Origin of the sequence: Natronobeatus ordinarius, from assembly GCF_024362485.1 — an archaeon.
Classification (GTDB): domain Archaea; phylum Halobacteriota; class Halobacteria; order Halobacteriales; family Natrialbaceae; genus Natronobeatus; species Natronobeatus ordinarius.
Genome location: NZ_CP101456.1, coordinates 3,675,297 through 3,696,148 on the forward strand (window position 1 = coordinate 3,675,297; position 20,852 = coordinate 3,696,148).

General features: G+C 61.7%; 14 protein-coding genes and 1 CRISPR repeat array. Of the genes, 2 read left to right on the forward strand and 12 right to left on the reverse strand.

All coding sequences use genetic code 11. From position 1 onward, the window contains the following. Positions 1-2,229: a histidine kinase N-terminal 7TM domain-containing protein gene (locus NMQ09_RS18540; RefSeq protein ID WP_255192054.1), complete on the reverse strand. Its 2,229-nt coding sequence runs from the start codon at positions 2,227-2,229 to the stop codon at positions 1-3. A gap of 160 nt (positions 2,230-2,389) precedes the next feature. Further along, positions 2,390-2,746 (reverse strand): response regulator, encoded by a 357-nt coding sequence (locus NMQ09_RS18545; RefSeq protein WP_255192055.1) that lies wholly within the window; start codon positions 2,744-2,746, stop codon positions 2,390-2,392. Positions 2,747-2,991: 245 nt separating this feature from the next. Between NMQ09_RS18545 and NMQ09_RS18550 the strand changes: the two genes are divergently transcribed. Beyond that, positions 2,992-3,777 carry a hypothetical protein gene (locus NMQ09_RS18550; protein ID WP_255192056.1) on the forward strand — a complete coding sequence of 262 codons (786 nt, stop codon included), beginning with the start codon at positions 2,992-2,994 and terminating at the stop codon, positions 3,775-3,777. Between the two features lie 80 nt (positions 3,778-3,857). Further along, positions 3,858-9,286: a CRISPR direct-repeat array (repeat unit 30 nt; unit sequence GCTTCAACCCCACGAGGGTTCGTCTGAAAC). 108 nt (positions 9,287-9,394) lie between these two features. Here the strand turns inward: NMQ09_RS18550 and cas2 are convergent. The 10 genes from cas2 to eif1A form a co-directional block, all read right to left on the reverse strand. Then, the gene (gene cas2 / locus NMQ09_RS18555) at positions 9,395-9,655 is read right to left on the reverse strand and encodes a CRISPR-associated endonuclease Cas2 (RefSeq protein WP_255192057.1); all 261 of its coding nucleotides are present in this window, start codon (positions 9,653-9,655) and stop codon (positions 9,395-9,397) included. Position 9,656: 1 nt separating this feature from the next. Then, complete coding sequence (gene cas1b / locus NMQ09_RS18560) at positions 9,657-10,649, reverse strand: type I-B CRISPR-associated endonuclease Cas1b (protein ID WP_255192058.1); 993 nt, start codon at positions 10,647-10,649, stop codon at positions 9,657-9,659. A gap of 2 nt (positions 10,650-10,651) precedes the next feature. Beyond that, the gene (cas4, locus tag NMQ09_RS18565) at positions 10,652-11,200 is read right to left on the reverse strand and encodes a CRISPR-associated protein Cas4 (RefSeq protein WP_255192059.1); all 549 of its coding nucleotides are present in this window, start codon (positions 11,198-11,200) and stop codon (positions 10,652-10,654) included. Further along, positions 11,197-13,818 carry a CRISPR-associated endonuclease Cas3'' gene (locus NMQ09_RS18570; RefSeq protein ID WP_255192060.1) on the reverse strand — a complete coding sequence of 874 codons (2,622 nt, stop codon included), beginning with the start codon at positions 13,816-13,818 and terminating at the stop codon, positions 11,197-11,199. Before NMQ09_RS18570 ends, cas4 begins: the two co-directional genes overlap by 4 nt. Position 13,819: 1 nt before the next feature. Continuing rightward, positions 13,820-14,638: a type I-B CRISPR-associated protein Cas5b gene (gene cas5b, locus NMQ09_RS18575; protein ID WP_255192061.1), complete on the reverse strand. Its 819-nt coding sequence runs from the start codon at positions 14,636-14,638 to the stop codon at positions 13,820-13,822. Between the two features lie 2 nt (positions 14,639-14,640). Next, positions 14,641-15,717, reverse strand: a complete 1,077-nt coding sequence (gene cas7b, locus NMQ09_RS18580) for a type I-B CRISPR-associated protein Cas7/Csh2 (protein WP_255192062.1) — start codon at positions 15,715-15,717, stop codon at positions 14,641-14,643. 1 nt (position 15,718) lies between these two features. After that, complete coding sequence (gene cas8b, locus NMQ09_RS18585; RefSeq protein ID WP_255192063.1) at positions 15,719-17,872, reverse strand: type I-B CRISPR-associated protein Cas8b/Csh1; 2,154 nt, start codon at positions 17,870-17,872, stop codon at positions 15,719-15,721. Beyond that, positions 17,859-18,665: a CRISPR-associated endoribonuclease Cas6 gene (gene cas6 / locus NMQ09_RS18590; protein WP_255192064.1), complete on the reverse strand. Its 807-nt coding sequence runs from the start codon at positions 18,663-18,665 to the stop codon at positions 17,859-17,861. Before cas6 ends, cas8b begins: the two co-directional genes overlap by 14 nt. A gap of 147 nt (positions 18,666-18,812) precedes the next feature. Next, positions 18,813-19,943: an NAD(P)/FAD-dependent oxidoreductase gene (locus NMQ09_RS18595; protein ID WP_255192065.1), complete on the reverse strand. Its 1,131-nt coding sequence runs from the start codon at positions 19,941-19,943 to the stop codon at positions 18,813-18,815. A gap of 57 nt (positions 19,944-20,000) precedes the next feature. After that, positions 20,001-20,285: a translation initiation factor eIF-1A gene (eif1A, locus tag NMQ09_RS18600; protein ID WP_255192066.1), complete on the reverse strand. Its 285-nt coding sequence runs from the start codon at positions 20,283-20,285 to the stop codon at positions 20,001-20,003. A gap of 312 nt (positions 20,286-20,597) precedes the next feature. Here eif1A and NMQ09_RS18605 point away from each other — a divergent pair, with 312 nt between their 5' ends. Continuing rightward, positions 20,598-20,786, forward strand: coding sequence for a hypothetical protein (locus NMQ09_RS18605; protein ID WP_255192067.1), 189 nt, complete (start codon positions 20,598-20,600; stop codon positions 20,784-20,786). The last annotated feature ends 66 nt before the right edge of the window (positions 20,787-20,852 follow it).

Consider the following 20,852-nt stretch of genomic DNA (forward strand, 5'->3'; position numbering starts at 1 on the left):
TCACGACCGATCGGCGCTCGAGCGCTCGGTCGCGGTCGGTTCGGGCTCCTGACCGCCGACGTCGATTTCGAATCGCGCACCGCCGTCGGTTCCCTCACAGATCGTAATATTCCAGCCGTGGGCATCGATCACGTCGCGGACGATCGCGAGGCCGAAGCCGGTTCCGTCATCGCTCGTCGTGTGCCCGCGTTCGAACACCAGCTCTCGGTACGCTGCTGGAATCCCGACGCCGTCGTCTTCGACGGCGAACCCTCGCACCTCCTCGAGGGGCTCAACTCGAACGGTCACCGGACCGTGTCCGGCGGCGTCTCCGCGAGCGTTGCGAGCGGAGGCTCGTGGAGCGCCATGCTCCACGGCGTCCTCGCGAGCCTGCGAGTGAGGGCTCGTGGAACCGTGTTCCACGGCGTCCTCGTGAACGTGTGAACGAGGGCTCGTCGAGCCGTGCTCGACGGCGTCCTCGCGAGTCTGCGAGTGAGGGCTCGTCGAACCGTGTTCGACGGAATTCCGAAAGAGGTTCTCGAAGACGTGGAGCAACTGCTCGCGGTCGCCGACGACCGTCCAGTCGTCCTCGAGGGCACACTCGAGCGTGGCGGCTCCCGTTCGCGTCGCCGTCCACGCGTCTTCGACGACCGACCGGAGCGCCACCGGCGACGGCTCCTCGAGCGTCGTCCCGGTTCGGGCCATCGTCAGGAGGTTCGTGATCATCCGCTCCATTCGAGCGTGGGCGTCGTGGATCGCCTGGAAGTCGTCCTCAGCTGCGGTTTCCTCGGCGAATCGCGAGTACGTCTGTGCGATACCGAGTGGTGTTCGCAGGTCGTGACTGATCACACCGGCGAACTCGTCCAGTCGCCGGTTGGTTCGCTCGAGTTCGCGTTCGCGCTCGATTCGGTCGGTGACGTCCCTCGAGTTGATCACGATCCCGCCGACGATCTCGTTGTCGAACAGGTCGACGGCGACGCCCTCGAGGACGACCCAGGAGCCATCCTGGTGTCTGACCCGGTACTCAAAGCGCGTCTCCTGGGCAGGGCCGTCACGGAGGACGGTGAAGCCGTCGATCGCGTTGGGACGGTCGTCGTCGTGGACGAACTCGAGCAGCGACCGGCCGACGACCGCAGCGGGACGGTAGCCGAGGACGGTCCGAACCGAGGGGCTGGCGTAGGTGAAGACTCCCTGCTCGTCGATCACCGTGATCACGTCGGAGACGTTCTCGATCAGCGCCTGGAACCGCTTTTCCGCCTGGCGCTGATCGGTGACGTCCCTGAGCATCAACACGACGCCTTCGGTTCGCTCGTCTCTGACGGCCGAGACGGTCGCGTCGACGATCGCGTTATCTCTGGTAATCGTCAGCTCTCGCGTCTCACCCTCAAGCAGTGGCCGACACTCCGGAAGCACGACGTCGATCGATTTTCCGACGGCCCGCGGCTCACCGAGAAGCGACCGGGCTGCCGGGTTGAGGTCGACGACCCGTTGCTCGTAGTCGACGACCAGATAGCCGTCACGCATCCCGTCGACGACGCTGTCGCGAGCGATCGGGACGAGGTCGAGCCACCGGTACCGGTAGAGGGCGAGCGCGATCAACGCGCCAGTCGCGCCGAAGCCCCAGACGGAGTAGTTGATCGCCGTCGTCTCGTTGTGGGCGAGCACGTTCGCGACGCCCGGGATCAACGGCGCCAGCAGGACCAGCCGCGCCTGCTTGTGATAGACCTCGCTCCCCCGGGCGTCGAGGTACTCGAGGAAGAAGACGTAGATGCCCGCGCCCGAGAGCCCCCAGTTGTAGAGGACGTACACCCAGTAGATCGGGTTCTGGTACTCCTCGACGGGGAGGAGCACCTCGGTGAACTGCATCGGCTCGTGCATCAACCCGTGGAGGCCGTTCGTCCACGTCAGGACGATCCAGCCGCCAGTGACGAGGTAGACGACCCCGAGGCGACGGACGCGGAGCCAGTCTTCGCGCCCGGTGTACGCCATGGCGAAGTGAAACAGCCCGGTCGACATGACGACCGCACCGGAGTCGATGGTTTTCGCCAGGACGAATCCAACGACCGGATCGGTTTCGACGAGGAGAACACCCTGCGGAATCGTCCACAGGGCGATCCCCGAAAGGAACGTCACCAGCGGGAGTACGTCCCCTCTCGAGCGCGTCCGGAGGATCAACGCGCCGAGGACGAGATTCAGCAGTCCAATCGCTACGAGCGAGACTGCGTGAATCGTCGTGAATTCCTGACTCACACGCGCTCGAACGTGAACCGCCGGGAAAAGTATTCTGTCCGACTGGCGGCTGCCGAACCCGGCAGTGCTGGCCAGCTCCGATCGGGCGACGGCAGCGGGGCGATACTCGCTAACAGCCGCACCGTCCTCTCCGGGGGCGGACGACGGCCGTCGCGACGACTCACCCGAGGGCGCTCTCGATGCACTCTTCGAGTTCCGACCCCGAGACCGGTTTGGTGAGGTAGCCGTCGACCCCGACCTCGACAGCATCGTCGTCGGGGTCAACCGCCGAAATCATGATTCGACGGCAGTTGATCCCTCGCTCCTCGAGCGTCTCGATCACCTCGTCACCGGAGAGGGCGGGCATCCGTCGATCGATGAGCAGCACGTCGACGGAGTCGTCGATGACGTCGAGGGCAACGCGGCCGTCGTAGGCGGTCAGCACGCGGTAGCGCTCCTCGAGCAGTCTGGCGTGGGCGTCCGCGTACAGCGGCTCGTCGTCGACGATCAGCACGGTTGTGTCATCCGACGTAGTCAATAGTGAAATCGTAGACGCCAGTTGTAATAACTGTTCCCGCTGGCTGGATGCACACGGTAACGGGACACTCACGAATCGGTGAGTGAAACGGGTCGACGAAAGTTAAAGCCTGACGTAATACATGCATACCATCATGGGGGTTCCTCGGAAGAGTCGCGGTGATGACCTCCCCTTGCGACCGGTCCGATGGCGAGACTGGACTCTCTCGCCGAACGATGTTGCAATCGGTCGGTGCGGTCGGGGGCGTGTGGACGCTCGGCGGGACCGGAAGCCGATCGTACGTCGATCAGTCGGGCAACGGCATTCCCGACCGGAAAACGCGCTCGAAAGCGGTCCACGGTCGCCTCGAGTCGCTGTTCGGCGCGGACCAGTTCGAGGGCTTCGACCCCGGGCGACGGGACCTCCTGCTCGACGTTCGCTACGTTCGGGGGACGAGCATCCACCCCACGACGAAACGGGTGATCGTCGACCAGTTCCGGACCCGTGGCATCTACGCCCAGTGGCTCGAGTACCCCGAGACGTACGACCGGACGTGGATGGAACGTCGGTACGGCTGGAGCACTCGCAGGCTGCTGTGGGGACGTAACAGTTTCTACCAGACCGAGGTCGAACCCGACCTCAAGAACCTCGCGATCCAGCTGTTCGTTATCCCGGGTCGATCGACGCAGCCGTACGACGGGCTGGTCTATAGCCCGACGATGAACGCCCTCGGTGGCGGACGGGACGGGCACGTCTACGGCTTCAGCGTCGGCAACCGGGCCCTCGTCACCGACCGCGACGACCTCGAGCACGAGCTCCGCCTGGTGCTCCACGAGGTCGCCCACTACGGGCTCTGTCACGACGACGATCCCCGGAACACGGGCGTGATGGGGCGCAGCGAGTCAGCGACGCTGATGGACCACGAGTGGGAGCGACTTCGAAACAGCCTCCACAACGTTTACGACACGACGGGATACGATATCCTCGCGCGGCCGTGTCTCTGGCAAGAGTGTCTCACGGACGTGTTGGATACCGTTGGCGATACTGGCTGACAACGCCAACGGTGTGTCTGATCTTCGGGACCTATCTGAAATACTTTCGTGACTATCACCTCTGGCGTCCTGAGTTCGGCGCTTCAACCCCACGAGGGTTCGTCTGAAACTAGCGTTCTACAGCGGTTGCCAACGTGTTTATTACGCTTCAACCCCACGAGGGTTCGTCTGAAACTTTCGAGTACGGCGAGCTGGAGGTCACCTCTGAAGGCTTCAACCCCACGAGGGTTCGTCTGAAACTCAATGTCTGCACAACCTGATCGAAGTCTGGTGATCGCTTCAACCCCACGAGGGTTCGTCTGAAACCACTGTCCGAAGTGCTCGAACCCGTGGGAACAGATTGCTTCAACCCCACGAGGGTTCGTCTGAAACCCGTTTCATCGCTCGAGTCTCCGCTTGTTCGTTCAGCTTCAACCCCACGAGGGTTCGTCTGAAACCTCGAGGCGTTCACGGCCCTGCGATCGACCGGCGGCGCTTCAACCCCACGAGGGTTCGTCTGAAACTCTGTGATGATGCACTTTCATTCCCCGGCTCGTTTCGCTTCAACCCCACGAGGGTTCGTCTGAAACTGTCGTCCCGGCCGACGGATCCGAGACGTTCCCGACCGCTTCAACCCCACGAGGGTTCGTCTGAAACCTGGTCTTTTGGATCGGCGTCGGTAAGGTCCTCGAGCTTCAACCCCACGAGGGTTCGTCTGAAACCACGGGTTCGAGCACTTCGGACAGTGCCGCGTGACGCTTCAACCCCACGAGGGTTCGTCTGAAACAAGACGAACTTCGCGCTCCTGCTCGCTCAGTTGTGGCTTCAACCCCACGAGGGTTCGTCTGAAACGCGAGCCGATCGGCGAGGTACTCGACGTCGGCCGGTCGCTTCAACCCCACGAGGGTTCGTCTGAAACACCACGAGGACCTATTCCCGATCCCAACGGCAAGATCGCTTCAACCCCACGAGGGTTCGTCTGAAACCGGCTCGAGGACGGCGTCAGCGTTTACGCCTGCGAGGCTTCAACCCCACGAGGGTTCGTCTGAAACTCGGGGTCGCCGTAGACCATTTCCCACGCCGTGCTTCAACCCCACGAGGGTTCGTCTGAAACTGGCGCCGAGCGACTGCCGTCTCGGTCCGTTCGCCGAGCTTCAACCCCACGAGGGTTCGTCTGAAACCCTCGAGATACTCGTACTTCGTCACGACGTAGTCGCTTCAACCCCACGAGGGTTCGTCTGAAACGCCCGCGACATGGCCGAGGACATGGTCGAGGACGAGCTTCAACCCCACGAGGGTTCGTCTGAAACCCGTCGATCTCGCTCGATGTCGATCTCCATGAGCTTGCTTCAACCCCACGAGGGTTCGTCTGAAACCGTCGTCGGCGAGGCGGGCCCCCGCCGGCGTTCCAGAGCTTCAACCCCACGAGGGTTCGTCTGAAACCTCCGGAGTCATCGTCTCCGCCGGACCGGTCCGGAGCTTCAACCCCACGAGGGTTCGTCTGAAACCGTCGCCGGGGGAGTGCATCGGGTTCTCCCAGCCAAAGCTTCAACCCCACGAGGGTTCGTCTGAAACGCCTGTTGTCGCGTGATAGACTGGTATTGTAAACTCATCGCTTCAACCCCACGAGGGTTCGTCTGAAACGACGAAATCAAACAACGGACGGAAGACGGAGAAGGGGCTTCAACCCCACGAGGGTTCGTCTGAAACCGGCGACGAACTGGCCCGGATCGCCGACGTCGGCGCTTCAACCCCACGAGGGTTCGTCTGAAACTGTGCAAACAATTCGTTCGTCGTCGGTGCCGCGGTTGCTTCAACCCCACGAGGGTTCGTCTGAAACGATGAGCTGCCAGAGCAGGTCGACCGCCGCCCAGATGCTTCAACCCCACGAGGGTTCGTCTGAAACCTCTGTCGCTGCTGCCGTTCCCGTCGCCGACGTGGGCTTCAACCCCACGAGGGTTCGTCTGAAACGAACACGGCGAACCCGTACTCGTCGAAGACGTAGAAGCTTCAACCCCACGAGGGTTCGTCTGAAACCACGCAATCCACATCCGTCAGCCTTGGCTGTCGAGAGCTTCAACCCCACGAGGGTTCGTCTGAAACCCGAAGTCCCACGCCTCATCGTCCTCGAGCGTTCGCTTCAACCCCACGAGGGTTCGTCTGAAACGACGTCTGGCTGTGCGGGTAGCTATCCCACTCGTCGCTTCAACCCCACGAGGGTTCGTCTGAAACACTCTCGTTGACACAGTCCAGCGGCTCTTTGAGGAGCTTCAACCCCACGAGGGTTCGTCTGAAACACTGCAGTGACGAGACGACGCACGAACTACCGGCCGCTTCAACCCCACGAGGGTTCGTCTGAAACAGGTGGTGAGGATCGAAGTGACTCGGTGCGAACCGGTGCTTCAACCCCACGAGGGTTCGTCTGAAACCAGTCGCGTACGACGATGTTGGCGCTCCGTGGCGGGCTTCAACCCCACGAGGGTTCGTCTGAAACACGGGGCGACGTTCTTCCTTGATCAGGATGAGGTCGCTTCAACCCCACGAGGGTTCGTCTGAAACCGTGCGTCTTCTTTTTCGCGTGCTGAGGTTTGTGGTCGCTTCAACCCCACGAGGGTTCGTCTGAAACGTCGCCCGTGATGGGATGATTGAGGAGATTTTCGGGCTTCAACCCCACGAGGGTTCGTCTGAAACCCGTGACGCGCTCGATGCCCGCCATCTGCTCCTCGCTTCAACCCCACGAGGGTTCGTCTGAAACCGGTGGCGAGTCCGGGCCAAAAGAGGATCGTCGAGCTTCAACCCCACGAGGGTTCGTCTGAAACAACCCGCTCCGCGTGCGCGAACAAACGGGAATCCGCTTCAACCCCACGAGGGTTCGTCTGAAACGGTAATCCCTCCACCATCTTCCGTCGTATCCGAGTAGCTTCAACCCCACGAGGGTTCGTCTGAAACAGTCGCTCGTAGTCGTCGTATCCTCGAACGGCGGTGCTTCAACCCCACGAGGGTTCGTCTGAAACAGTCATGGTAAGGCAATGCTTTAGTAATACAACGGCGCTTCAACCCCACGAGGGTTCGTCTGAAACTCCCGGTGGCGTGATCGACGTTTTAGACCTTGGCGGCTTCAACCCCACGAGGGTTCGTCTGAAACCGTGTCGACGTCGACTATCGCGCGGAAGCTCATGCGAGCTTCAACCCCACGAGGGTTCGTCTGAAACCGTCGTCGACGATGCCGAACGCCGCGATCGCCAAAGCGCTTCAACCCCACGAGGGTTCGTCTGAAACGTACGTAGGGCCGGATTCTCCCCACGTTCCTTCGTCGCTTCAACCCCACGAGGGTTCGTCTGAAACCGTTGACGTCGACGGGAAGGTCGTCCACACCCACGGCTTCAACCCCACGAGGGTTCGTCTGAAACCCTCGCTGAAGACCTCGCCGACGTCCGCACCGCTGGCGCTTCAACCCCACGAGGGTTCGTCTGAAACCTGAGGCAGCCACCAGGGCAGACGGAGGTTACTACGAAGCTTCAACCCCACGAGGGTTCGTCTGAAACCAGTGTCGCCGACCTGGCGGGTGGTTCGGCGTGAGCTTCAACCCCACGAGGGTTCGTCTGAAACGGCGACCGATCGATTCACCGACGCCGACGGAGGTGTCGCTTCAACCCCACGAGGGTTCGCCTGAAACTGTCCAGTCGCCGACTGCATGAGGTCGTCGTCGTTGCTTCAACCCCACGAGGGTTCGTCTGAAACTCGAGGAGATGGACCGACGAGGGACGTTCACCCTTCGCTTCAACCCCACGAGGGTTCGTCTGAAACGTTCTCGAGATCGTCCGCCATGGCCGACGAGACGCGGCTTCAACCCCACGAGGGTTCGTCTGAAACCACGCTCGCGCTGATCGACCCCGAGTCGATCCGCCAGGCTTCAACCCCACGAGGGTTCGTCTGAAACCTGCCGGAGACCGACCTCGCCGAGGAGGACGTCGTCCCGCTTCAACCCCACGAGGGTTCGTCTGAAACTCGTCGGCCGTAGGCGGCTTGCTGTCGGTTAATTGAGGCTTCAACCCCACGAGGGTTCGTCTGAAACGAGTCTTTCGTTGGCGGCCGTTGGGCAGCCACAGACGCTTCAACCCCACGAGGGTTCGTCTGAAACGCGTCCGACTGATCTCGAAGGCGGCCTCGCCGAGTTGGCTTCAACCCCACGAGGGTTCGTCTGAAACCGTTCGTGGCGAGGATAAATGCCGGATGCATTTGGGGCTTCAACCCCACGAGGGTTCGTCTGAAACGGCATTTCGTGTGAAGACAGCACGGGTGGTCAACGATGCTTCAACCCCACGAGGGTTCGTCTGAAACGACGTTCCAGTATTCGCCTGCCCGTCGCTTCGTCGAGCTTCAACCCCACGAGGGTTCGTCTGAAACGATGGAAGCCCGCGTGGGACGCCTACGACGACGACGAGCTTCAACCCCACGAGGGTTCGTCTGAAACCCTCAACGGGCCACACACCATCCTCGGATGGGCGGAGGCTTCAACCCCACGAGGGTTCGTCTGAAACCGGTATCCAGCCGCCACATCGACGTGATGAACGTTAGGCTTCAACCCCACGAGGGTTCGTCTGAAACCACGACTGCCGCGATCGCGGCGGTTGTGGTTGGCGAGCTTCAACCCCACGAGGGTTCGTCTGAAACAATCAGACCTCCTCGCGGTCACTGCCCGTGTGTAGTGCTTCAACCCCACGAGGGTTCGTCTGAAACCCGAATCCGCCCGCGAACGCCATGGCAGGAAGCGACAGCTTCAACCCCACGAGGGTTCGTCTGAAACGCGATCGGTGGCGAACACCGGTAGTAAACGCGTATGCTTCAACCCCACGAGGGTTCGTCTGAAACGACGTCGAACTCCTCGAGCTCGTCCATGATCTCGAGGCTTCAACCCCACGAGGGTTCGTCTGAAACGCGGAGTCACTTCGAGCCGTTCGTGTTCGAGGACAGCTTCAACCCCACGAGGGTTCGTCTGAAACGCGACTCCGGTAAGCCGGAGACGCTGACCTCCTCGACGCTTCAACCCCACGAGGGTTCGTCTGAAACAAGCATTACCGAGTATCTCGAGGCACGCAAGCGTGATGCTTCAACCCCACGAGGGTTCGTCTGAAACCCAGACCCGACAGAGAGCCTCGAGTGTGACCAGTGCGCTTCAACCCCACGAGGGTTCGTCTGAAACTCGCAGCGAGAGCCGACCCACGCGTGAGTACCGGCTTCAACCCCACGAGGGTTCGTCTGAAACCAACTACGCTGCGGGTGGCATCGAGGGCGACGAGTTAGCTTCAACCCCACGAGGGTTCGTCTGAAACCAGCGCAGCGCAGCGAGCAGCCCGGAACAGAGGCCGCTTCAACCCCACGAGGGTTCGTCTGAAACCTGCACCTCGGCGATGGCCTCGTGGACCTCGTTTTCGCTTCAACCCCACGAGGGTTCGTCTGAAACCGAGCGGCTCGTGACCGAGCACACCGACTACGCGACGCTTCAACCCCACGAGGGTTCGTCTGAAACCATGCCCAATTCTCGGGCTACAGAGTACGTATCGTGATCTCACGACAAAGAACTTCCGTCGACCGTCAATACTCGAGCAACCACCGGGGGTCGACGGACAGCCGGTCGTTACAAGAACCGTCGATCTTCAGTCGGATCCTCACCGTAGACGGATCTGTTGAGGAGAGAATCTGATGAGAGTTCGTAGATGATCGTCGACTCACCGGGCTCGAGTAGGTCTTCGATCTCGCCCCGTAGTTTTTGAAGATCGCCTTCCGAAATTTCACCTTCGAGAACGGAGTTCTGGACGTGGGTCAGGTATCGTCGGCCGATCTTCAGTGCTTTGTGCGTTCGGTCGGCCTGGAGGTCGTAGACCATGATGACGTACATCTCACCACCACCGTTTGAACGGCTCGTACGGCTCTCCCGTCAGGAGATGTTTTTTGAGTTTGTACGCCTCGAGTCGCAGCAAGTACTGGTAGCTGACGTTTCGATTCAGCTGTGGGTGATCGACGGTACGTTCGAGCGTTTCCTCGAACGCTTTCGAGTACGTCTGTCGCCCGCGCTCGTTCAGGAGACACGAGCCGAGTTCGGTTTCGAAGTCGTCTCGAGTGAGTTGGCCGCGGTTGACGAGTCGAAACAGGACGCGATCAGCGAGCACCGGTTTGAACAGGTCGGCGAGGTCGAGCGACAGCGAGTATCGTCGTTCGCCGGGCTCATGGAGGTAGCTGATCGTCGGGTCGAGTGCGGTCGCCCGAATCGCGGAGACGCAGTTGGCGTAGACCAGCGAGTTGCCAAACGAGATCAGGCTGTTGATCTCGTTGGGTGGTGGGTTGTACTCCCGTCTCGACAGCCGGAACTCGTCGGGGAGAATCTCGTTGAACGTCCGGTAGTAGGCTTTTCGTGCGGTCGCCTCGATCCCCATCAGTTCGTCGACGGGGAGGTCGTCGGCGACGCGCTCGGTAGCCGCCTCGAGGTCAGTGATTTCCGTCTCGAGATTGCGGCCACGGCCGTCGTAGTAGACGGCGTTCGTTCGCATGTTGTGGATGCTTCCGGAGACGATGGCGGCGGCGAGTTGGCGTCTGTGGTCGGTGTCGTCGTAAGCTCGAACCTGTGAGACGACCGTTCGTCCCGAGGTCTGGCCCCGTTTGGGCATGATCGAACCGGCGTAGTAGTCCTCCCAACCGAAGACGTGCATGGCGACGCCCTGCTTGTTCAGAAACGACACCAGACGCGTATTGAAGTCGATCTGGCCGTGGAGGAACAGCGCCTCGGCGTTCTCGATCGGCACGTACTTCTTCTCGCCGTCGTCGGTGACGACCCGAACGGTGTCGTCGGTGCGTTCGATGCGACCGTCGGAAAACACGTGGTAGTTTCTGTCCATGATCAACACCAGCAAAAGTCGTGGTACGCACAGGAGTCACAGAACGGCTTCTCCTCTGCGGGCGGCGGCGTCTCCCGGGTCACGGTCTCGTGAATCCCCCGAACCGCGGCCTCGACGGTCGCCCTCCGTTCGTCGGTGAGTTCGACTGGTTCTCGCTTGCGTTCGCGAGGATGGGCGAGCACGCCGTCTTTTTCGATGCCTGCGACGCGCTCGAGATACCAGAGGTAGTACGACAGCTGCATCCGCGCCGGTTCGGTGAGTCTCGAGGACGGTTTGACCTCGACGACGCGGCCGTCCTCGAGTAGATCGAGCGAGATCATCCCCATGTGAAGGTTGCGCCGCTTTTCGCCGTACGCGGTGTCGTCGACGCGTGTGCCACGGACGACGGTGGGGTTTTCGCGGTCGATCTCGAGGTTTCGCGACTCGAACCAGAGCTCGCGCTCACAGACGTGGTAGTACTGCATCATCACGCCAGTGACGCGAAACGGCTCGTCGACCGGGTTTCCGCGGGCGGTCTCGAGAAGGCGGATGACGGGGTCGACGTCGGTCACAGGAACCTCCGTTCGACAGTGTTGTCTGGAACGACGAAGCCGGTTGTCGGATCGAAGAAATCCGCAAACTCGGGTCTCGAGGGATCGACGAATCGAACGTCCGCTTCGGGATGAACTGGTGGGAGGTCACCGAGTTCTCGCGCTTCCTTCGAATCGGCACTGTAGAACGGAACCGACACCTGTCTTGTCCGGAGGTCATCCATTCGGCGGTTGACCTCGTCGAACTCGTAGCGATCCATTGCCTCCTCGATAGCGTCCACAGCCGCCCGTTCCTCGTCCGTTCGGCAGACGACGACGTCGATGGCGTTGCGCTGGTCAATCAGCGAGAGGTTCTTGAGCTCGTCGCCTCGTGCTTCGTCGACGTAGCTCGCGTACGTCTCTTTTCCGACGTTTTTCTCCCGGTGAAGGGCCTCGTAGTATTTTTCGACAGCGTCCTTTGCGACCGCCGTTTCCTCGAGGAACTTCCCGTCGCCACGAACGGACTCGAGGGTCCGCGCAGCGACCGGCAAGAGAGAGACGCCGCGATTGTACACCGCTTCTGCAGGGGTCTTATCCTGTGCTTCGGGCGTGTCGAGCCACCAGACGGTGACCTCGCCCCGATCCCGTTCGAACGACCGGTTACACCTCCCGGCGGCCTGGACGATACTGTCGATCGGCGCGAGATCGCGGTAGACGCGGTCGAAACTGATGTCCACGCCGGCTTCGACGAGCTGGGTCGAGATCGTGAGCAGCGGGTGTCCGCGTCCGGTCAGTTCCTTCGCTGTCTCGATCAGGGTGAGCCGATCGACGGGACGAAGCCGGGTTGAGAGATGAAGCAGGGACCGATCTCCGGCGGCTTCAGCTCGCTTGGCAACTGCCGTTGGGTCGACAGCCTCCGGATCGCCAACGGCCTCGAGTTCGTCGGCGTAGACCTCTCCGATGTCTACCAGCCCTGGAGACCGTTGCGCCACGAGTTCGGTCAGCTTTCTCGCGCTGTCGATCGTGTTACAGACCGCGAGTGTGGCGTCGCCACTGTCAAGCCCCTTGAGCAGTTCCGTGGCCGCGTCGTCGTAGGATTTCGGGCCGTCTTGTTCGTCGATGTATCGTTCCGTCGATGGGTCGAGGCGGTAGCGGACGCGTTCAGTCGCCTCGAAGTACGCAGTCCGGTCGTCGACGAGTTCGACCGCGTCCTCGAACAGGTGTGGTTGTGTCGCGGTCATCGCGATGACCGTTGCCCCGTAGCGTTCCGTTAGCATCGTCACGAGACGGGGAACGAGTTTCCACCAGTCGAGCGGAAGGCTCTGTGGCTCGTCGAGGACGACAACGCTGTTTCGGAGCGCGGGAACCTTCATCGATTGCTTGTTCGCCGGACCTGCCAAACTTTCGAACAGCTGGACGAACGTCGTTACAGTCATCCCTGCCCGCCAGCTCTCGGCGAGCATTCCGGCGACGTCGTCGTTCAAGTCCGCGTCGTCGACGTCACCCTCGTCTACGTCTTGGATCGTCGTCTCCGCGAGATGATGGTGAGCAGTGAGCAGACGACCCGCAGTATTAGTCTCGTAGATGTCCTGTGCTTCGTCGACCACCTGATCGATGATACTGGTAAACGGGAGCGCGTAGACGATCCGTTCCCCACCGATCCGGTCCCGGATCGTGAGTGCCGCCGATAGCCCTGCGAGCGTCTTGCCCATCCCCGTTGGCAACGTGATCGTTGCGACGCCGCCGCCGTCGTCGGCGAACGACTCCGCGTTCTCGAGGACGATCGACTGTGCCCGCGAACGGTAGTGGTTCAGCCGTTCGCTCCGTGTTCCCTCTGGATCAGCGCACGCGTCGGCCTCGAGGTCGCCGATGTACTCGTCCAGTCGCTCGAGGCTCGGTGGCTCGGCGCCATAGGTGTTCTCGGAGAGTTCCGACCCCTTCGAGGCCGAGGCAGCGCTCGTCTTGTCTGCGAGCACGAGCGAGCCCCAGCACTCAAGGACGAGGGCGTAACACGACTCCGGCAGCGACTCCCGGTCGACGCCAACGCCGGTGCCAGAGGCTGTAACGGTCGACTCAATCTCGCCGAGCAACCCGCCGAACCCGTCGTGGAATTCGTCCCATGAGCCGTTGCCATCGGTCGCCTTCTCGAATATTTCCCGTGCGAGTTCGGGGGCGTTTTTATCGACGTCCTGTAGTTGATGACCGATCGCTGCCTGTTGTCGTTCGGCAGCGTTCTGGTTTCCACCTGAAACCCCGTCACGTCGGTGCGACCGTTCGAAGACGTACTCTGCAACGTCCGGCAGAGTTCCGTGATGTTTCCCGACGGCGACGAAACCCGCGAGGCAGGTCTCGGTGTGGTACCCCTGCGCGTCCAGTGCATAGTAAGCGGCGAACGCTCCGACCGGGGAGTGGTACCGACGCCGGGTGTCCGACGGTGTTCCCTGCAGTTCCCCGAGGTATTGCTGGAAGTATGTCGTTGCCTTCCCGAAGTCGTGGACGTACGCGAGCGTCTCGACGACGTCTCTAATGGACTCTCCCGCTGGCGTCCGGGCGTCCGCCGGCACCACGTATCGGACGCGTTCGGCCACGTCCTCGAGATGGTCACGGAGGAGGACGCCGTCGTGGCCATCCTCGGGTGGATGGGAGTACCGAATCGTCATCTCAGACGAATACCACGGTTCGACCGTCGACGCGTGACGGCTCGACATCTTTGACCTTGAGACAACCGGCGTCGGGATTATACGTGTAGGCCGTAAAGCCGGCAGTCGTCCGGCCTCCGGCGTCGGCGGTCATGAACGCGGGCGACTCCTCGACCTGACAGCGCGTTCCGGGCTCCAAGACGATATCCTCGACGGCGTCGGGGACCGCTGAATCCACATCCACAGAGTCACCCCTCGGTCCGGGTTCGACATCAAACTCGCCGTGATACTCGATCTCAGCAAGGTGTTCCGAGAGGCCGAGACTGGGGACGTAGTGGCTCTTTCCGGCCTCGAGCATGTCCCGGAGTTCCCGGTAGCGGTCGTTATCAGCGAGCCAGATATCGATCCGATAGGCAGGGTCGACGAGAACCTCGTAGTTGTGCTGTTGACGAAGCGTCGTTGGGTCGGGGAGCTTCACACTAAGCTTTCCGCGACCGTTCAGCGACTGGAGGTTCCCGTCGGCCGTCGAGAGCGTGTTCATCGGCATGTTGATCGTCCGGATCTCGCTGACGGGCTGGATCGCCACCGCGGACTCGCCGGCTGCGAATAGGTCGTAGTAGCCATCGCGTTCGATGCCGAGAACGGCTGCGAACAGTCCTGCGACAGTAGTCCGTGGGATGATCCGGTAGGTCTGCTTGACGACGTTCCCCTCGATCCGCCTGAAGTGACCCCATGGGCCACGAACGGTAACGGAGAGACAGCGTTCGGGTGTCGCAGTGTCACCACTGTCTGTGTCACCCTCGTCGTTTTCCGCCCACTGCTCGAGCGATTCCTGTCCCATCGTCACTCGGCGGCGTCCGGCAGCGTCGTAGTGTGTTCCTCGTAGACGTCGACGACGTCGACGGCCTCGGAACCGAGTACGTCCTCGAGTGCGTCGTACAACACCTCGGGACCGCCGACCTCGTCGCCGTAGGACACCTCGAGGACATCACTCGCAACCACACGCACGTGCTCGATCCGTCCGCTCGCGTTCGCCAGCCGGTCGACGAAGCCGTCGACCTTGAGGGTCAGGTCCCGGACCGTCCGGAGTTCCTCTTCGGGTTCCGAGCGTTCCTCGTCAAGTTCGAGGTCTCGATCGAGCCCGCCGAGGTGGAAACTCTCCTCTGCGTACTCGACGCGACAGTACAGCCGTGGTTCCTGGCCGACCTTGCTCCGGGATATCGTCTGGTTCTTGATCGCCCGCCAGCAGAGTGTGTCGAGTCGCTCGACGTCCCCTATGGTGAGTTTCGTATCCTCGGCTCCGTGTTCGTCCACGAGGCCGTGAAATCGGATGAGGGCGTACTGAATTCGATGGTCATCGAGGTCGAACCCGCCCTGTTCTTTCCCCTCCTGCGTCGCGATAACGCTCGTTAAGCTGTTGTACTCCTCATTCTCGTTAACGGCGTGGATCGACTTCCCCGGCGAGAACTGAACTGGACCAGTGAAGTGGTCGGGTAGATGTTTCGCGTACGTTTCCTTCGCATCGACTGCCATCGTGGCGCCGAAGTAGCGAACGTCGACGCTGTTCTCGAGGAACTCCCCGAAGACGGCCTCGCGGAACCGGTCGGCTTCCTCCTCCTCATCGAGATCGTAGTCGTCCGGTTCGACGGATTTTAGCCGGTTTTCGAGGAGGTCTCCGCGGGTGTACTGTGTTCCCTGTTCGTTGACGTTCCGGATGTAGACGCCGTGGCCGTCGTCGTCGAGCTGGTCACGGAGGTACCGTTTCAGGCGGACGTCGGTGACGATTGCCTGCTGGGTCTGGGGGTCGATCCGCGGGCGGTTCGCACCGCTAAGGGGGTTGCCGTTCGGGTTCGCGTCGACGGCGTCGTACAGGAAGACGATTTCGGAGCGGTTCTCTACAGTGTCGGATGCGTCTGTCATCTCAGTATTCCTCCTCGAGGTCTGGTTGGTCGTCAGTCTCTACCTTGTCCCAGTCTGGGTGGTCGTTCATACCGTAGGTGATCCCGAGCGCGTAGTAGAATCGGAGATCGTCGGTGTCGATCTCCCACTCGTCGGGGTCGGGATCGAGGATTGTCTCTCGGAGCCGATCGACGATGTAGTCCGCCTTGGTGCCAGGATAGGACTTGCCCTCTTTCTTTTCCTGGCGCGTGTAGGTGAGCGTCTTCGCGATCGTCTCCTGGGTCACCTTCTTGATCCGCGAGCGAGTGATCGATTTCACGGGATACTGATCGACCAGTGTCGTCGATCGATTCTCGCTGTACTCCTGGTAGCTCCCGATATCGCCGACGAGCGCACCGAGTAAGAACGCCCCGCGGCGCTCGTCGGTGATCGACGGCCCGTCGGGATCGGGGGCGAGTGCTGGGGTTTCTTCGATGAACGATTCGAGTTTCGCGTCGGCGGGGTGGCCCCCGTCAGTGGCTAGTATGTCCGGTATTTCCATCGTGTATTCCTCGTAGGTCGGTTCGTGCGTGATCGGTTCCTTTCCTGGGTCGAACGTGGTGAGTAACTCGAGGTCGCCATCGGCGAGTGCACACAGCTGGGCGAACTGGCTCGCGACCAGAAACGACGGGAAGCCGTCGTACTCGTCGTCGGTTTCCTCGCTGCTGATACGGGAGACGAATTCCTCGAGTAGAACGTCGACGGCGATCGGCTCGCCGCTCAGGACGTTGACCAGAGCCTGAATGCGCGGGTCGTCCGCGTCGGCGTCGGTATCGTCGCGCTCGGCGAACGTCTGGTAGAAGTACCAGCCCGTCGAGATCGCGCGGAGTCTGTTGTTACCGCTCGCGAGCAGTTCCCACTTCTCGTTCGTTGGCATCGGTGCCGTCCAGTCGTCTCTCTCCTCGGAGACGAACGCCGAGGTGTTCTTGACTAGGTGATTATGCGCAATTGCGAGCTGTCTGGGATAATGAAGTCGGCCGTTCAGCGTCTCACCAAAGACATCGTAGCGGGACATCTGGTGGGGCATCACTGCCGAGACGTAGAATCGGAGAGCCGTTTCGTCGAATCGGTGTTGCTTGTACTCTTCGTACGCCTTTTCCACTGGCGTCATATCTTCGTCATCGACTGCCGTCCGATAGAGAAGCCCGTACAGTTTACGTGCTTTCTCAGGAGTTGGCTGTCCGAAGAAGTACGGCAGGTAGTACACCTTTGTACCGAAGGTTCGATACGTACAGGCCTCGACGAACTCCTCGGCGTTCATCACCGTTACGGCAGCGTCCTCGGAGATAGGATGGGATCTCCACGCCTCCTCAATGTCCAGTCCTGGGAATTTTTCCCGTTGCTTCCCAAGATAATAATTGATTGGGTCCTGTGCTGTTCCAACAGTACGTGATCGTTCCCTAGTAACTAGATCGTATGCCTCACCAGAAGAATCACTTGCCTTGTTTTTTGTAACAAGTTTGGAGAGACGCTGTGCTCGCATTCCCTCCATGAGGACATCCACATCAGCCGGCCACTGATACCCTTCATTACTTTCTGTCTTCACTTGGACCGTGATTAATGCTGTTTGATCACCACTAATTTGGCGCTGAACTTCCTCTTTTATTTCCGTGAGTAGTGCCTCGTTGTCGGCTACTTCGGCTAACCGGTCAATTATCCATCCATCAGGATGCTCCTTGATGAGGTGTTGTACAGCATCTTCAGATGGCCACCGTGTAAAGCGGTGTTTTGCGTACTCTCCAAGCCTCTCTGGCGATTTATTTTTACCTGATTTGTGTGTAATGCTGTGGTCTATTCCTGCACCCCTGTTTTGGAAGTAGCAATGACCTACCTTTTCGATGAGACCCTCCGTGTATCTAGTCGACCAGACTGCTCCGAGTTGGTCATCGGCGAGCCGTGGCTCCGAACCCGAGACATCGACGCGAACGACGAGCAGGCTGTCGTCGGTGTCGATCAGATCGTCCGCGGCATCGGGCGTCAGGTAGGGTGCGTACTCTCCGCCACCGGTGGTCGCAAGCGTGTAGAGCTTCCCGTAGAGGTACTGGATGTCCCGAAGCGAGCCGATTGGGGAGTCCGGCAACTCCTCGGCTAACTCCTCGTCGTCGTAGGCGTCGCGGAACGCTTTAGGCGAAAGCATCCTCCCCCTCGAGTTCGGTCTCACTCGGCCGGGTTCGATCCGTGACGTTTACGAATCCCAGCCCGAGCGAGTTTCGTTCTCCGAGACCAACGTCCAGCGCGAGGTTGAGATGCCTGCGATGGTGGTCGTTCCGGACGGTGTATTCGAACCGCCACTTGCTCAACACGTAGGTCATCTCCTGGCCTTCAGTCACCGTCACGGGCACGGCGAACGTCTTGATCAGTTCGTAGCCGTCGAAGAGGTCGCCGTCGACGTCGCTCGGCCCCGGCAGATACTCGGGTGCGAACAGCCGATGTTTCTTGTCGAGGTTCGCCTCGAGTTGTGCCACCAGTGGCTCGGTCGTATGTTCAGGCCTCCAGAAGACGGCTGTATCTCCTCCAGGGTGGTCGATTTCGTACTCCTCACATTGCCACGGCGGAATTCGCACCAGTAGTCCGGTGCCGGTCTCAAGCGTCCCTCGCGTCCCCGGCTCGCCGACGTCAGGTGCGAGTGCGCGGACGTCGTCGACGTGAAACGGCATCTCGCCGACGTTCAGCTCCCGATCCTCGAGCAAGTCCGCGGCCACGTGCGCGAGGAGTTCCTCGTCGTGGGAGGCGACGAGCAACGTTCGGTCGTCTCCCTCGCGCATGTCCCCGGGCGGGAACGGGTTCGACATCACGAACCCTGGCGGCTCGCCGGAGTCGTGGAGTTCGTCGTAGTCGGTCCCCCCGAGGGCCCGCCAGAGTCGTCCGCGTAACTTGTGGTGATACGTGTTGTCGTAGGCGGCGTCCGCTCGAGCGGACAGGTGTGCCATGATCCGCACCGTCAGTGACCCCTCCGGTTATCCCATACCATATGGCGGTCCAACGAACAGTCACTACAAAAATGTTATCCAGGGAACGTGAATAGGCTCACCAATCGTCTTTGGAGTGGGCCCACCTGTCCGCCCTCTCGAGTCCCGTCACTCCCAGTGACTTCGGTACTCGAAGTCGGCCGACCGATCGTCGAAGCGCTCGAGCCGAAGTCCCTCGAGCGGGAACGGTGCGTCCTCGCCGGTGACGAGCGACCGGACCGCCCGGCCGGTGATCGGCGACAGCATGACGCCGCGGCCGTGCAGTCCCGTTACCACGGTGAGGCCGTCGGGGGCCGCCTCGGGGGCGTCGACGATCGGCAGGCCGTCGGGCGAGGCGGTGTCTGCGGTCGGACAGCAGTCCTCCCGGCGGATGCGGCCGTCCTCGAGCCCTGTGAGCAACGGCGCGACCTCCTCGCACACCAGTTCGCGGAACGACTCCTGGACGCCCATCGGCGTTTCCTCGGGTGCCTCGAGCAGGTGTTCGTTCCCGCCGATCAGGACGTCGCCGCGGGGGGTCGGCCGCCAGTAGACGCGCATCGTCGGCTCGGAGCCGAGCGGGGCGTCGGCGAGGGAGGCGTCGGGCTCGAGGACGACTGCGTTCCAGCGCAGCGGGCGCACCGGGAGTTCGACGTACGGCGCGAGCTGTTCGCGGGCGCGCCAGCCAGTCGCGTAGACGACGTGGTCGGCGTCCAGGGGTCCGTACTCGGTCTCGACGCCGACGACCACGCCGTCCTCGACGCGCAGGCCGGTGACCGCGTGGTCGCGGTAGATGCCGGCGCCCTCGCGCTCGGCGAGCCACTTCAGCGTCGCGGCGTAGTCGGCGACGTTCAAAAATCCGGTGCCGTCGTAGACGATGCCGCCGGCGTACGCCGAGAGATCGTCGAACGCGTCGTAGCGCTCGAGCAGTTCGGCCTGCGTGAAGTACGTCCCGCCGTCGGGCGCGCGGTCGGTCCAGCCGTGGCTGTCGGTCCCCGGCACGAGCCGGACGGTCTCCCGTTCGGTAAACGAGAACGTTCCCTGTCCATCGAGGTCGCGCAGTCGCTCGAGCGCGAACCGGATCCACGCCTCGGGGAACGGCTCGAGGGCGAGCGAGATCATGCCCGAGGCGCGGGAGGTGGTGTCCGCGGCGACGCCACCCGCCTCGAGGACGATCACCTCGTGGTCGGGGGCGAGTTCGCTGGCGATGGCGAGTCCCGAGATTCCCGCGCCGACGACGACGACGCGTTCGCTGGCTGTCATAGGCGGGATGAGGCAATCGCTCGAGAAAACGCTGGTGGTCGCGGGAAAATCCCCGAATCAGTCGATGTGTCCTTCGCGCCGGAGCTGGGCGGCGTCCTGGCCGGTGTAGCGCCACTCGATGTTGGCCTTCTCGTCCTGGAAGTCCCACGGCTCGACGAGCACGACGTCGTCCTCGTTGATCCAGGTTCGGTACTTCATTCGGCCGGGGATCCGGCCCATTCGGTTCTTGCCGTCCTCACAGCGCACGCGGACGTGGTTGCCGCCGTTGTGCTCTGTCACGATGCCAAAGAGTTCGCCGTCCGAGGGCATGCGGAGGTTCCGACGCCCGGATTCTTCACTCATACCTGCAGTACGTGGGGTGGACGGTTAAGTGATTGGAGACGAGTGATAACGTTCGACATACTGCGGTCGGCTCGAGTCGAGTCGCCGATTTCGGGGTTCTGAACGCTCGAGGCGCCTGAACTCCTCGTCCGTTCGGCCGGTGGTGGTCGACGATGGTTGTGGCGTGTGCCCGTCGCTCACACTGCCTGTCGATCATGAACATTTATTATGTATTGGGCGAAAGAGGGGAGTAGCAATGTCGGTCGTACACGTAGTATCGTGAGCTCTTCTCCGACGAGTACCGACTCCCGACCGCCGCTGAACACGACCGATATGAGTACCCGAAACGTGCCCCTGACGCCCGAACCGACGCTGGAATCGACCACGACCGAACCGACCCCTGCTGGCGACCGCCCGGCGGCCGACTGTGCCCCCGTGACGTTCGCCTACCGGAACACGGACCGGCTGCAGAACCTGATCGACGAGTTCAACGCCGCGTTCGTCGACCCTCACCGGGACTGAGCCGCCCGCTCGAGCGCCGTCACTCCGCGCCTGTCACTCCGCGCCCGTCACTCCGCGCCTGTCCCT